At 71.9% G+C, this 13497-nt stretch carries 10 protein-coding genes; 3 read left to right on the plus strand and 7 right to left on the minus strand.

Going from position 1 to position 13497, the window contains the following annotated elements; translation table 11 throughout:
* The first annotated feature begins 61 nt into the window (after positions 1 to 61).
* Positions 62 to 1498: a hypothetical protein gene (locus ACSHXC_RS20230; protein WP_438292894.1), complete on the plus strand. Its 1437-nt coding sequence runs from the start codon at positions 62 to 64 to the stop codon at positions 1496 to 1498.
* A 287-nt stretch (positions 1499 to 1785) separates the two neighbouring features.
* Here ACSHXC_RS20230 and ACSHXC_RS20235 read toward each other — a convergent pair whose 3' ends face one another.
* The 4 genes from ACSHXC_RS20235 to metG all read right to left on the minus strand — a co-directional run bounded on the left by ACSHXC_RS20235 (position 1786) and on the right by metG (position 7223).
* Positions 1786 to 3777, minus strand: coding sequence for an ATP-binding protein (locus tag ACSHXC_RS20235; RefSeq protein WP_438292895.1), 1992 nt, complete (start codon positions 3775 to 3777; stop codon positions 1786 to 1788).
* Positions 3774 to 4481 carry a DUF4255 domain-containing protein gene (locus ACSHXC_RS20240; protein ID WP_438292896.1) on the minus strand — a complete coding sequence of 236 codons (708 nt, stop codon included), beginning with the start codon at positions 4479 to 4481 and terminating at the stop codon, positions 3774 to 3776. Before ACSHXC_RS20240 ends, ACSHXC_RS20235 begins: the two co-directional genes overlap by 4 nt.
* 297 nt (positions 4482 to 4778) lie before the next feature.
* Positions 4779 to 5456, minus strand: coding sequence for a helix-turn-helix transcriptional regulator (locus ACSHXC_RS20245; RefSeq protein WP_438292897.1), 678 nt, complete (start codon positions 5454 to 5456; stop codon positions 4779 to 4781).
* Positions 5457 to 5642: 186 nt separating this feature from the next.
* A complete protein-coding gene (gene metG / locus ACSHXC_RS20250) occupies positions 5643 to 7223 on the minus strand; it encodes a methionine--tRNA ligase (protein WP_438292898.1) in 1581 nt (526 codons plus the stop codon).
* A 143-nt stretch (positions 7224 to 7366) separates the two neighbouring features.
* On the opposite strand from metG, the gene ACSHXC_RS20255 reads away from it, so the two are divergent.
* Both ACSHXC_RS20255 and ACSHXC_RS20260 read left to right on the plus strand, forming a co-directional pair.
* Positions 7367 to 8020, plus strand: coding sequence for a response regulator transcription factor (locus ACSHXC_RS20255; protein WP_438296710.1), 654 nt, complete (start codon positions 7367 to 7369; stop codon positions 8018 to 8020).
* A 13-nt stretch (positions 8021 to 8033) separates the two neighbouring features.
* Complete coding sequence (locus ACSHXC_RS20260) at positions 8034 to 9158, plus strand: sensor histidine kinase (protein WP_438292899.1); 1125 nt, start codon at positions 8034 to 8036, stop codon at positions 9156 to 9158.
* A gap of 3 nt (positions 9159 to 9161) precedes the next feature.
* Here ACSHXC_RS20260 and ACSHXC_RS20265 read toward each other — a convergent pair whose 3' ends face one another.
* From ACSHXC_RS20265 to ACSHXC_RS20275, 3 genes are all read right to left on the minus strand, one after another.
* Positions 9162 to 10700: a VWA domain-containing protein gene (locus tag ACSHXC_RS20265; protein ID WP_438292900.1), complete on the minus strand. Its 1539-nt coding sequence runs from the start codon at positions 10698 to 10700 to the stop codon at positions 9162 to 9164.
* Between the two features lie 303 nt (positions 10701 to 11003).
* Complete coding sequence (locus tag ACSHXC_RS20270) at positions 11004 to 11972, minus strand: hypothetical protein (RefSeq protein WP_438292901.1); 969 nt, start codon at positions 11970 to 11972, stop codon at positions 11004 to 11006.
* Between the two features lie 14 nt (positions 11973 to 11986).
* The gene (locus ACSHXC_RS20275) at positions 11987 to 13474 is read right to left on the minus strand and encodes an APC family permease (protein ID WP_438292902.1); all 1488 of its coding nucleotides are present in this window, start codon (positions 13472 to 13474) and stop codon (positions 11987 to 11989) included.
* Between the last annotated feature and the right edge of the window lie 23 nt (positions 13475 to 13497).

The following is a 13497-nucleotide window of genomic DNA, read 5'->3' on the forward strand; positions in this document are numbered from 1 at the left end:
TGCCCCCGGAACTGCCCCTTCCGTCCCTGTACTTCGCCCCCCACCGGAATTAACTCGGGGGGTGAGTATGTGGACTGCCCTGGAGCCCCCCGCCACCACCGTTGCCCCCGGTGACAGCGCCGTCGTACGACTGCGGGTGCGCAATACGGGCGACACCGTCGAGGAGTACCGGTTCACGCCGGTCGGGGACGCCGCCGGCTGGGCGCACGTCGAGCCGGCCGCACTGCGCCTCTACCCGGGGGCGGAAGGGATCACCGAGATCACCTTCGCGCCGCCGCGCACCTCGGACGCCGTGGCGGGCCAGAGCGCCTTCGGCATCCGGGTCGAGCCGCGCGAGCACCCGGGCGAGGCCGATGTCGTCGAGGGACGGCTCACCATCACCCCGTTCGCCGAGATGCGCGCCGAGCTGGTCCCGCGCACCGTCAAGGGCCGGCGCAGGGCCAAGGGCCGGGTGGCCGTCGACAACCTGGGCAACCAGCCGCTGACCGCCTCCTTCTCCACCCGGGACAACGGCGACTCCGTCACCGTCGAGGCCAACCCCACCGCGGTCCAGGTCGACCCGGGCCGGGCCGGATTCGCCGAGCTGCAGCTCACCTCGGCGAACGTGAGCTGGTTCGGCGGGATCCGCCAGCACCAGTTCACCGTCTCGGTGCTGAGGTCGGGCGATCCCGCCCCGCAGGAGCTGCGCGGCACCTATGTACAGCCGTCGGTGTTCCCGCGCTGGGTGCTCGCGGTCGGGTCGGTCCTGGTGGCGGCGGCCGTCGCGTTCGCGCTGATCTGGTTCCAGCACGACGTGGGCGTCAAGAGCCAGGCCTCCGAGAAGGCGCCCTCGAAGGAGGAGCCGCTTCCGCAGGGCTCCAACACGCCGCTGCCCTCCGCCCCGCCGGCGCCCTCCAAGCAGCCGCCGCCGCCCTCCGTGCCGGCCCCGCCCCCGCCCGCCGGCGACCAGCCGAAGCCGAAGGACCCCGGTGGCGGCGGCAGCGGAGGCGGCGGTGGCGGCGGGGACCACGCTCCCAAGCCGCCCAAGTACGACCCGAACAAGCTGGTGCGGATCCAGTCCGGGCTCGGATACCTTCTCGTCTCGCCGACCGACCAGAAGCCGGAGGGCCGGTACGTCTACACGGCGCCGACGAGCTTGAACAAGCCCCCGTGGGACCAGTTCTGGCACGTACACCCGCTGCCCAACGACGAGTTCGCCTTCACCTCGTCGTCCGAGCCGTGGGCTGTCGCGGACAACACCCGGGAGGGGAACCAGATCCAGATGTGGGGCGCGTCGGGCGGCGAGGCGAGCCTGTCCAACGGGTCGATGACTGCCAACCAGAAGTGGTCGATCCAGCCGATCAGCGGCGGTGACGGTTTTGTGCGGCTTGTGAGCCGGGACGACAATTGGTGCCTGTCGGATCTGACGCCCAACGATCGGCAGCACCTCCAGGTGGCCGAGGTCCGCCCCTGCGGAGCCCTCCCGGCCGACCAGCAGCGCTGGAAGATCCTCCAGTAGCCCCGCCCGGACCAACACCGAGGCTCCGCCCCCAGACCCCATATCGCGCCTTAAGGGCGCTCGTCCTCAAACTCCCCCAAGGCCTTAAGGGCCAGGGGGGACCCCCATGACAGGCTGGAGATGCCTGTACCCGGTGCTGCCAGGGGCGCGGGGAACTGCGCGAGCAACCACCCACGGTCCGCAGGCTGACGGGCGTCGGCGGGGCTTCGGGGCGCAGCCCCAGGGGGTCGGCGTCAACCCTGCCAGGGGCGCGGGGAACTGCGCGAACAGCCCCCCGCCCCAGGGGACTACGGGGCCCAGGGCATGCCCGTACCCGGCACAAGGCGCCCAGACTTCACGTACTCCCGCCGCGCCCCCGCACGGACATCCTCCGCGGTCACCGGAGAACCCCGCCCCGCCGCGAGATACCCGGCCGTCACCGCAGCCGACCGAATCGAACCCCCGGCCAGCTCGAATTCCTTCGCGCATGCGTCTAGTTCGGCCCCCAGCCCCTCCTCCTGCGGAACCCCCGCCAGGGAACTCCGCCACAGCGCCGCGCGCAGTGCGACATCGGGGAAGGGGAAGTCGACCACCAGGTCGAGCCGTCGCGTGAACGCCTCGTCGATGTTCGCCCGCAGGTTGGTCGTGAGGACCGCGATCCCGTCGAACGCCTCAAGGCGCTGCAACAGGTACGCACTCTCCAGGTTCGCGTACCGGTCGTGCGAGCTCTTCACCTCCGACCGCTTTCCGAACACCGCGTCCGCCTCGTCGAAGAGCAGCACCGAGTCGGTCCGGTCCGCCTCGACGAAGATCTTCTCCAGGTTCTTCTCGGTCTCGCCCACGTACTTGTCGACCACCGAGGAGAGGTCCACCACGTACATGTCCAGGCCCAGCTCACCCGCCACGACCTCCGCGGCCAGTGTCTTGCCCGTGCCGGAGTCCCCCGCGAACAGCGCGACCACGCCCCGTCCGCGTCCGCCGCCCGTACGCAGCCGCCACTCGCCGAGTACCCGGTCCCGGTGCCTGGCCCGTCCCGCGAGCTCGTGCAGCATTCCGAGCGGCTCCTCGGGCAGGACGAGGTCCGCGAACCCGACGGCGGGCCGCACCCGGCGCGCATGCCGGTCGAGCAGCGGTGCCGAGAGCTGCCGGGCGCTCTTCTGTACGTGTCCGAGCCCCACCGGCACCCCTTCGAACCCGGCCAGGGCAAGCGCCCCCCGCGCGGCCCGCCGCACCTGCCCGGCGCCCAGCCGGTAGGGTCCGACGGCCTCCGCCAAGTCGCCCTGGTACGAAGGGAGTTCTTCGGCCCAGGCGGTCAGCGGGTCGGTCTCGGCGGACGTGTCCTCCAGGGCGAGGAGCGCCGCGCCGGGCGCCCAGGTGGGGTCGTAGGGGTCGGTCCCGGCGAACACCACGGTCACGTCCGGTACCGCCAACTCCCGCACCAGAGGGCCTGGTTCCGAGTCCGGCAGTTCTACGACGACGGCCGTGCCCGAGCCGCGCAGCCTCGCCTCACGCAGCAGTGCGCGGGCCGCCGCCCGGTCGGTCTGCTCGGGGCGGTGGCGCAGCACGGCCCGCCCGGCGCCGCGCAGGGCCGCCGTCACCGCGTCCGCCCCGCTGCCCGCCCTGCGCTCGCGCAGATGGACGGCGACCGGGCCCGGCGCGAGGGCGATCCGCGCCACGAGCCCCTCGTCCGGGGTACTCCCGCCCGGCTGGAGCAACTCGACACGCGCGCCCAGGAGTTGACCGTCCAGGGTGTCATCCCCGAGGAGGTGCGCCACCACCCGCTCCGGGACCCGCAGGGCACGCCCCGGCAGCGGCCGGTCCTCGTCCTCCAGGACCACCAGGCCGCCCGTGACCAGCGGCGCCGCCGGGTGGAGCCGGCCGCGCGCGTCGGGGTCGTACGGTCCGGTCCCGGCGAGTTCCAGGGCGAGCGCGACCGAGGCCCGGCGGCGGCCCACGTCGTCGTTGAGGTAGCCGTACAGCGGCTCGAAGCGCCGGTCCACGTCGGGAGCGAGCGCCGCGACGAGGAGCAGTTCGTCGACCGGACCCAGCCCGAAGTCGTGCGCCAGCGCGGTGAGCCGGTCGCCGGGCTCCGGTACGAACTCCCCGTCAACGGGAGGGAGTTCAGGTGCCACAGCCCCAGCCGCACTGGCCAGCCGAGCCGCCGTCTCCGCCGAGACGTACAGGCCGCGCAGCGGGTCCTGGGCCGTCGGATCGTCGGCGGAGCGGGCCGCGACCAGCGCCGCGACCGCGGTCCGCAGATGGTCGAGCCGGAGCAGCAGGGCGCGAGCGGCCACGTTCACCGAGCGCCGCCGTCCTGCGAGGCGCCCTCGCGCGCGCCGCCGTCCGACGCGCCGCCGTCCCGCGAGCCGGCATCCAGCACTCCCCCGCTCCGCGAGCCCCGCATGATGCGCGGCTTCGCGTCGTCCGGCACGCCGTCCCGGCCGCGTACCGTGATCACGCCCTCCGTGACCGGCGGCGCCACGTCGTACACCGGCGTGACCGGGAACGGCGTCGTGATCACCACGTCGAGCGAGGGCTTCAGCTCCCCGCCGAGCGCCGACCAGATGTCGGCCAGCGAGCGCGACTCGGCCGGCGGCACCCCGACCGTCAGCGGCAGGGACACGTTGTACGCGTCGAGCGCCTGCGGAACGTATTCCTCCGGCAGCATCTCGTGCGGCAGCAGGCACGCCAACGCGCCGGACAGCAGACGGTGTTCGTCCTCGGGGCGGCTGGTCCACGCCGTCAGGAGGTAGGAGAGGCGGTACCAGCGGGGCGGCTGGCGGCGGCGCAGGACGATGCCGTTGGCGTCCCGTTCCGCGTACGAGCCGCGCTCGCGGCGGGCCACGTCCTCGCGGATGTCGTACAGGTAGGCGTTGAGGGTGGGAGTGTTGCGCCGGGCCGCCCAGTCGCGGGTGGGCGCCTCGAAGACGACGTCCCCCGTTCCCTCGGGCAGCGCCCCGCCGCGCAGAATGCGCCGCAGCGCCTCGTCGATTTCGTGGATCATTGAGCCAATTTCCCGAGGTGTCGGATGCGGCCGGAGAGCAGGTGGCCTCCGGCGCCCATGGAGCGGTGAAGTCCAGTAGGGGCAGGTCGGTTGAGTGCCGTAGCAGCGGCTTGTCTGGCCTGTGGAATGCCGCTCGGTATCGACCCTGTCAGAGGCGCGGGCTGTGACATGGTGCGGCTCCGCCGCGATGGGGGTGCCCCCTGTTCGAGCGGAGCCGAGAACTTGGGGGAGCGACCAGCCGCAGACGGCCCGCAGTCGAAATACCGGCATTTCCCTTGCCCGCACCCCCCGCGGAGCCTAGATGTAACCCTCCCGCAGCGCATACGCCACCGCATGTGCGCGGTTGGTGAGCTGGAGGCGGGTCATCAGGGCGTGCAGGATGTTCTTGACGGTGCGTTCCGAGTACGCGAGCTTCTCGGAGATCTGCCGGGTGTCGAGGCCCTCGGCGACCAGGCGGAGGACGTCCACCTCGCGCGGCGCCATGCCGAAGAGCGGCGCGGTCGAGGAGGACCCGGCCGACGCGGACGTGGTCTCCGAGCGGCGCAGCCGGCCGACCTGCACGAGGAGTCTGCTGATCAGGTCCGGCGGCAGCTCGCCCTCGCCGCGCGCCGCGCTGTGCACGGCCTTCAACAGGCGCTGCTCGGTGGCCTGGTGGCGCCACAGGATGGCGCGCACCCCGTACTCGACCACGGTCAGCAGATCGGGCTCGCGCAGTTCACGGGCTATGAGCACGACGCGCTGCTCGCCGCCGCGCACGACGCGGCGCAGCTCCGCGGAGGCCGAGTCGTCGACCTGGTCGACGAGCATGACGGCGACCGCGGGGTCGGCCGGGCGGCCGTCCGTCTCGCGGGCCTCCCGGGTGTCGCGCAGGACTTCGACGGTGGGCTGGTGCTGCAGGTGGCTGATGACCCCGGCCCGGCTCAGCGGATCGGAGGCGTGAACGGTCACCGTGACACGATTCGCGAGCAATGGCATTTCCCTGTCCTTTCCCTCTCCCCGTGCGTACCGACCGGCTTACTCTGGGCGGGCCCGATCAACAGCGAATCAACAACCGTTGAATGGGCCACCAATCCGGCCGCGAAGGATCGAAGTCGTCAGGAAAAGAGGTGCGGGGCCCGGGATCAACGACCCCGGGCCCCGCACCTCGTACCGCGAAACCCCTTACGCGGGCTTCTCCTCCAGGCGCGGGAAGAGCACCGCACCCTTGGTGACCTTCGACCCGGCGGGCAGCAGGCCCCACGTGCCGGCATCCTGGACGCGCTGTTCGGCGAGCGAGCCGAGCGGGGCCTGGGCGCCGAGCGAGTCCCACAGCTTCTGCGAGGTGTCCGGCATCACGGAGTTGAGCAGGACGGCGACGCCGCGCAGGGATTCGGCGGCGGTGTACAGGATCGTCGCGAGGCGGGCCCTGCCCTCGGCAGAATCGTCCTTGGCGACCTTCCACGGCTCCTGCTCCGTGAGGTAGCCGTTGACCTGCTTGACGAAGTCGAAGACGGCCAGGATGCCGCCCTGGAAGTCGAGCTCGTCGCCGATGCGCCGGTCGGCCTCGGCGACGGCCTTCGCCAGACCGTCCTGGACGGCCTTCTCGGCGTCGCCGTCGGCGATGGCCGCGGGCAGCTCGCCGCCGAAGTACTTGCCGACCATTGCGGCCACCCGGGACGCCAGGTTGCCGTAGTCGTTGGCGAGTTCGGAGGTGTAGCGGGCGGTGAAGTCCTCCCAGGAGAACGAGCCGTCCTGGCCGAAGGCGATGGCCCGCAGGAAGTACCAGCGGTAGGCGTCGACGCCGAAGTGCGAGGTCAGGTCCTGCGGCTTGATGCCGGTCAGGTTGGACTTCGACATCTTCTCGCCGCCGACCATCAGCCAGCCGTTGGCCGCGACCTTCCCCGGTACCGGAAGCCCGTTGGCCATCAGCATCGCGGGCCAGATGATCGCGTGGAAGCGCAGGATGTCCTTGCCGACGAGGTGCACGTCGGCCGGGAAGATCTCCTCGAACCGGGCCTGGTCGGCGCCGTACCCGACGGCCGTCGCGTAGTTGAGCAGCGCGTCCACCCACACGTAGATCACGTGCTCGGTGTCCCACGGCACCGGCACGCCCCAGTCGAACGTCGACCGCGAGATCGACAGGTCCTGGAGGCCCTTCCGCACGAAGTTGAGCACCTCGTTGCGGGCCGACTCGGGCTGGATGAAGCCCGGGTTCGCCTCGTAGAACTCAAGGAGCTTCGGGCCGTACTCGCTCAGCTTGAAGAAGTAGTTCTCCTCCTTGAGGAGTTCCACCGGCTTCTTGTGGATGGCGCACAGCTCGGTGCCGTCCTCGGCCTTGATCAGGTCGCTGGGGAGCTTGTACTCCTCGCAGCCCACGCAGTACGGGCCCTCGTAGCCGCCCTTGTAGATCTCGCCCTTGTCGTACAGGTCCTGGACGAACTCCTGCACCCGGTCGGTGTGCCGCTTCTGGGTGGTGCGGATGAAGTCGTCGTTGGCGATGCCCAGGTGCTCCCACAGCGGCTGCCACGCCTCGTCGACGAGCTTGTCGCACCACTCCTGAGGCGTGACGCCGTTCGCCTCGGCCGTGCGCATGATCTTCTGGCCGTGCTCGTCCGTGCCCGTCAGGTACCAGACCTTCTCGCCGCGCTGGCGGTGCCAGCGGGTGAGCACGTCACCGGCGACGGTGGTGTAGGCGTGGCCCAGGTGCGGGGCATCGTTGACGTAGTAGATGGGCGTCGAAACGTAGTACGTCGGCGAAGGCATGCGCGGAATCCTATCGGCCGCCGTGGCCGCGCCCGCCCGGGATGTCCGGATGGCGGACGGCGGAGAGGTTTGCGAAACACCCGTTGCCGTAGCAAGGACGCATCCTGGGAGGAAGGGGGCACGTGCACACGAAGGACGAGAGCATGCGGGTACTGGTCGCCGAGGACGAGGAGGTCCTCGCCGAGCTCGTCGCCACCGGGCTGCGGCGAGCCGGCTTCGCCGTGGACACGGTCTACAGCGGGGACGCGGCGCTCGCGTACCTGGGGCTTCACGACTACGACGTGGTGGTGCTCGACCGGGACCTGCCGCGGGTGCACGGCGACGAGGTGGCCCGCCGTCTGGTCGCGGACGCCTCCCGCACCCGCATCCTCATGCTGACCGCCTCCGCGTCCATGGAGGACCGGGTCGAGGGCCTGGACCTGGGCGCGGACGACTATCTGGGCAAGCCCTTCGAGTTCCCCGAGCTGGTCTCGCGGGTCCGCGCGCTCAGGCGGCGCAGCGCCCGCCCGGTCCCGCCGGTCCTGGAGCGGCAGGGGCTGCGCCTGGACACCGTGCGGCGCACCGCGCACCGCGACGGCCAGGAGCTGGACCTCTCGCCCAAGGAGTTCGCGGTGCTCCAGATCCTCCTGGAGGCGGACGGCGCGACCGTCTCGGCCGAGGAGCTCTTGGAGCGTGCCTGGGACGCCAACGCGGACCCGTTCACGGGCGCCGTACGCGTCGCGATGAGCAAGCTGCGCGGAAAGCTCGGCGAGCCCGCGCTGATCCGTACCGTCCAGGGCGTGGGGTACGCGTTGTGAGGGGCCGGGCCCGGTGATCAGGACCCGTATAGCGCTGATCTTCGGCGGCGTCTTCCTGGTGCTCGGCGCGGCGCTGCTCGCGGTGGTGAACCTGCTCTCGCGGGCAGGCACCCAGGAAGAGGCGACCGCGATCGCGACCAGAGCCACCACCTTGCAGGTGCCCGGGATGCCCGCGTACCGGAGCCAGGGCACCCCGCTGGAACCGCTGACCGTCTACCGGATCAGCTCCGACGTCAGTGAGGCCGCCTCCAGCCAGACCGCCCTGTGGTCCACCCTCGCGCTGGTCGCGATCGCGCTGCTCGCGGTCGTGGTGGGCTGGTGGACGGCGGGCCGGCTGCTTCGCCCCGTACACGTCATGACGGCAAGGGCTCGCAAGCTGACCGCGAGCAACCTGCACGAGAGAGTCGGGGCAGCCGGGCCGGACGACGAGCTGAAGGAACTCGGCGACACGATCGACGACCTCCTCGGCCGCCTCGAAGCCGCTTTCGACAGCCAGCGCCGCTTCATCGCCAACGCCTCGCACGAACTGCGCACCCCGCTCGCCACCCAGCGCGCCGCGATCCAGATCGGCCTCGACGGCGAGCCGAGCCCCGCCGATCTGGAGGCCACCCGCAGCACCCTGCTCGACAACAACCGGCGCAGCGAGCAGCTCATCGAAGGGCTGCTGATGCTGGCCCGGAGCGAGCGGGGCCTGGGACAGCGCGAGGAGGTGGACCTCGCGGAGGTCGTACGGGAGGAGGCGGCGCGCTACGACACCGTGAAGGTGGACTCGGCTCCCGCTGTGGTGCGGGGCAACAGGGCGCTCCTTGCCCGCCTGACCGCGAACCTCCTCGCCAACGCGGTCACCTACAACGAACCGGGCGGGGCGGTGGAGGTCACGGTGTACGGCGGCCGTCTGGTCGTGGCCAACCCCACCGGCCCCGTGGTCGCCGAGGACGAGATCCCGGCCCTGTTCGAGCCCTTCCGGCGGGGCGAGGGCCGCGACCGGATGGGCCCGGGGGCGGGCCTGGGCCTGTCCATCGTCCGCTCGATCGCGCTGGCGCACGGGGGGACGGCCACGGCGGAGCCGGGCGCCGAGGGCGGCCTGACCGTGACGGTCTCCCTCCCGAAGGCACCCGGCCCGCGCATCAGGGGCTAGAGGCTAGGGGCGGAACGAGCTGAGCAGCCCCTGGTAGACCTCGGCGTCGCTGAGCTCACGGGGAGCGGGCCCGGCGTGGAAGAACCCGACGTGCTCGTGCTCGCCCTCCGCGCTCCGCAGAAAATCGAACGCCTTGGAGTCGTCCTCCCCGAAGGCGACGAACTGCCAGTACAGGGGCTTGCCGGCGACGTCGGCGAGGGCCTGGCGGGCGGGGAGCTTGGCGTCGGGGGCGCCGTCGGTCTGGAACACGACGAGTACGGGCCCCTCGTGCCCCGCCTTCTCGACGTGCTCGACGACCTCCTCGACACCCCGGTGATAGCTGGTCCGCCCGAGCCGCCCGAGCCCGGCGTGAGCCTCGTCGACGGCCCCGTCGTAGGAGTCGAGGGAGAGGTCGACGGACCCGTCGATATCGGTCGAGAAGAACACGGTGTGCACGGTGGCGTCCTCGTCGAGGTGCGCGGCGAGCGCGAGCACCTGCTCGGCGAGCCCCTGCGCGCTGCCGTCCTTGTAGTACGGCCGCATGGACCCGGACCGGTCGAGCACGAGGTACACCTTGGCGCGGGCGCCGCTGATCCCGGCCTTCTTGAGCGCGGCCCCGGCAGCCTTGTAGGCCCCGGAGAGCCCGGGCGCCCGGGACTTGACCTTGGCGGGGGAGAGGGCGGGCTTGGGGGCGGGAGCCTCGGCGGGGATGAGCGCGGGCTCGCCGTCGACCGGGGCAGGCTCGGCCTCGGCCCTCACGGGCTCGGGCTCGGAGAGGGGCTCAGCCTCTTGAGCGGGCTGGGACTCGGGCTCGGCTTCGGCCTTCACGGACTCGGGCTCGACGACGGGCTCGGCCTCTTGAGCGGGCCGGGTCTCGGGCTCGGGCTCGACGACGGGCTCGGCCGAAATGGGCTCGGGCTCCGGTTCGGCTTCGGCCTGAGCGGGCTCCGCCTCCGCCTTCGCGGGCTCGGGCTCGGTGACAGGCTCCGCCTGTACGGGCTCCGGCGTGGGCTCGGGGTCCGGCTCCGGCTCGGCGATGGGGGCGACTTCGGCCGCCACCTCCGCCGGAGCGGGCTCGGCTTCCAGCTGTACGGGCTCGGGCTCGGGGGCGATGGCCTCCGGCTCCTCGACCGGTACGGGCTCGACGACCGGCTCGGTCTCAGCCACCGGCTCCGGCTTAGCCTCCGTACGGGGCTGAGGCAGCTCGACGACGGCGTTCGAGGAGCCGGGGGAACCAGCCGTGTCGGACACGGACGCGGACTCGGACCCGGTGTCGGAATCGGACTCAGAGTCGGACTCGGACCCGGTGTCGGAATCGGAGTCGGACGAGGACGCAGGCGGGCGAGGCCCGTCGAAGGCGGCGGCGACGAGCTCCTCCGCCGGGGACAGGACGACTTCTTCCGCCGGGGCCGGAATGGAAGGCGCGGAAGCCTCGGTGGTGACCGGTGCCTCGACGGCCTCCGGGGTGCGTTCGGCCTGGGGCGGTACGGAAGCCGCCGTCGGCTCGGCGCGCTCCGCGCGATCGCGTCCGAACACCTTGCGCAGCAAGCTCCGAATGCCCATGGGCGAGGCCTTTCGCATGAGTTGGGTGCGATAAGTACCGCGCTGCGCCACAGGTCCGGGATCAGATCCCTGGCCAGCACGGACACGTAAGGTTAGCGACCCGGAGGACGGTTTCCCGGAAGGGGCTGGTTCCGCGTCCTGAAGGGGAGCGGGCCTGTGCCGTTGCCCGGCTCCGCCGCGTGGGCGCGGCCGGTGGCGCTGGTTGCCCCACAGGGGCGCGGGACTGTGACATTGCGGCTCCGCCGCGTGGGCGCGACCAGCCCCACCCCTCCCCACCGGGCCCGCACCCGAATGCGAGCCCCCTCAAGCCCCACCCTGCCCGCGCCAGCGGACGATCTGGGAAGCCGGATCCCCCGTATAGACCCAGGGCACCAAAGCGACCCGCTCCCCCAGCAACCCCACCAGCGCCGCCCCCTCACGCGTGAGTCCCGCACAACACGCCGCATGCGCAAGGTAGTTGAGCTCGGCGGCTTCGGAGGAGCGAATGGGCCCCGGGGGCCGCCCGCCCAGCCAGCGGTCATACGTACGCCGAAGCTCGGTCACGGCAAGCTCATGGGTCCAGTGCTGCCCGAACCCCCGGACAGGCCGCCCTTTCGCGGCATCGGAAACGTACCGGTACTCCTCCACCCGGGCGATCTGCACCAGCACAGGTAGCGGGGACCCCGCCGGGGCCGCCCCCGCCGCGTCCCGTGCGAAGTCGTACATCGAGCCGTGCGTCCCGTGCCAGCGCGCGGAGAAGTACCGCAGCATCTGGACGTGCCCTTCGAGGTGGTACGGGTCGCGCCGCCGCAACTCGTCCCACCACCCCCGCAGTTCACGCCGCGCGACCCCGCCCTCGTACAACCGCGCCACGGTGAGCAGCGAGGCCCAGGGGGTCGGGTCGGCGGGGCGGGCGTCGGCCGCGCCGAGGCAGGCCATGACGGCGACGTCGATGCGGTCGCGGTCGGTCCCGGCGCCGCGCCCGGCCGCGATGGCGCCGTTGAAGACGCGGGTCACCTCGGTGGCCGCCCGCAGCACCGCCGCGTCCGGGCTGTCGGGTTCGGCGGCCCGCCAGGCCTCGACGACGGTCGACCCGGCGGCGGCGTTGGCGAGCGCCCGGATCCGGTGCGTACGCAGCGCCCAGTCGTCGCCGGTGGCCCGCAGCAGATCGCGTACGCCCTGCCAGCGGCCGATGACGATGTCGTGCCGGGCGACGGTGAGCGCCCGGTCACCGAGGTCGGCGTCGAAGCGTATGGCTGTCTTCCGGTAGGCCCGGCGGCGCAGTGCTGCCATGCGCGTACCGCCTCTCAGAAGTCGGTGGGGTGCCCAGCCTGGACGTACCTGGGTGCCTTTGTCCGGGAGTTGGGGAACCCGGTACTCACTTCGAATGAACGGGTCGCATCCAGCCGGGCGGGGCGGTAGTACGTGCTGCCCCGCCGCCAGTACCAGAGCATGGGGACGAGCCCCGCGAGCAGGCTGCCGATGCCGATCGCGACGGCGGCGCCGCTGAGCCGGGTCAGCGAGGCGCCGAACACGCAGAACATGAAGACCGAGCCGAGCAGCGGCCAGGCCCCGCCGAGCAGGAAGGAGCTGACGGATTCGGTGAGCGTCCGGCGGTAGGCGACGACCGCGGCGAGGCCGGCGAGGCCGTAGTACAGGGTGGTCTGGAGGCCGATCGCGGCGAGCGCGTCGGACATGATGTCCTGCACGGAGCCGAGCGCGTTGGAGGCGACGAACAGGAGCAGCGCCACCGCGCCGACCACCACGACCGCCACCCAGGGCGTGTTCCACCGCCGGTGTACGGCCCCGAGCCCGCCCGGCATCGTACGGTCGCGGCCCATCGCGAAGAGGGAGCGGGTGACCTGGATGAGGGTGGTCTCCAGGGTGGCGATGGTGGAGAGGACCACGGCGAGCACCATGAGCCTGCCGCCGACGCCGGGCCAGACGCGTTCGCCGAGCAGGGCCAGGACGTTGGACTGCCCGGCCTCGATCTCGCCACTGGTGAGCAGCACGTTCACGGCGACGGTGAAGGCGACGAACAGGGCGAAGACGATACCGACCCCGACCAGGGCTGCGAGCCCGGCGGTGCGGCGGCTGTCGCGGGTCTCCTCGCTGAGGTTGCTGGTGACGTCCCAGCCCCAGTAGTAGAACGCGGCGATCAGGGTGCCCGCGGCGAACCCCGACACCCCGTCGAAGTGCCCGAACCCGAGCCACCCCCAGTCGAACGGTACGACCCCGCCGCCCTCCCCGACACGCACGAGCGCCCCGATGGAGAATCCCCCGAGAATCACCAACTCGGCGCCGGAGATGACGAGTTGGGCCCTGGCCGACAACCGGGCACCCCCCAGCACGACCCCCAGCATCAACAAGAACCACCCAGCACCCGTAGCAGTGGCAAGGGCGGTATTGCGCGCGAGGGCGGGGTCGAAGAGGCCGAGGGTCATCTGCCCGGCGGGCAGCGAGCCGGCCACCATGAACAGGGTGGCGGCGACGACGAGCGCCCACCCGCTGAGGAACCCGAGAAAGGGATGCAGGGTGCGCCCGACCCAGGAGTAGGCGGCCCCAGCGTTGACGTCGATCCGCCCGAGCCGCCCGAAGGCGAGCACGATGCCGAGCATGGGGATCGCGCAGTAGAGCAGCGCCGCCGGACTGGCGAGCCCGACCGCGCCCACGAGCACGGAGGTGGTGGCAGTCAGCGAATAGGCGGGCGCGCTGCCCGCGACCGCCATGACAACGGTGTCGAACGTGGACAGAACGTTGGGCTGAAGCCCTCTGCCACCGGTACTGCTGCTCATGGCCCGAACATCCTTTGACGGCA

This window comes from Streptomyces sp. HUAS TT7, from assembly GCF_051550175.1.
GTDB lineage: Bacteria > Actinomycetota > Actinomycetes > Streptomycetales > Streptomycetaceae > Streptomyces.

Excerpts from the sequence above, each read along its gene's own strand:
- ACSHXC_RS20270 (WP_438292901.1), bottom strand. The coding sequence starts at position 11,972 with ATGGCAGCACTGCGCCGCCGGGCCTACCGGAAGACAGCCATACGCTTC.
- ACSHXC_RS20265 (WP_438292900.1), bottom strand. The coding sequence starts at position 10,700 with ATGGGCATTCGGAGCTTGCTGCGCAAGGTGTTCGGACGCGATCGCGCG.
- ACSHXC_RS20275 (WP_438292902.1), bottom strand. The coding sequence starts at position 13,474 with ATGAGCAGCAGTACCGGTGGCAGAGGGCTTCAGCCCAACGTTCTGTCC.
- metG (WP_438292898.1), bottom strand. The coding sequence starts at position 7,223 with ATGCCTTCGCCGACGTACTACGTTTCGACGCCCATCTACTACGTCAAC.
- ACSHXC_RS20245 (WP_438292897.1), bottom strand. The coding sequence starts at position 5,456 with ATGCCATTGCTCGCGAATCGTGTCACGGTGACCGTTCACGCCTCCGAT.
- ACSHXC_RS20255 (WP_438296710.1), top strand. The coding sequence starts at position 7,367 with ATGCGGGTACTGGTCGCCGAGGACGAGGAGGTCCTCGCCGAGCTCGTC.
- ACSHXC_RS20240 (WP_438292896.1), bottom strand. The coding sequence starts at position 4,481 with ATGATCCACGAAATCGACGAGGCGCTGCGGCGCATTCTGCGCGGCGGG.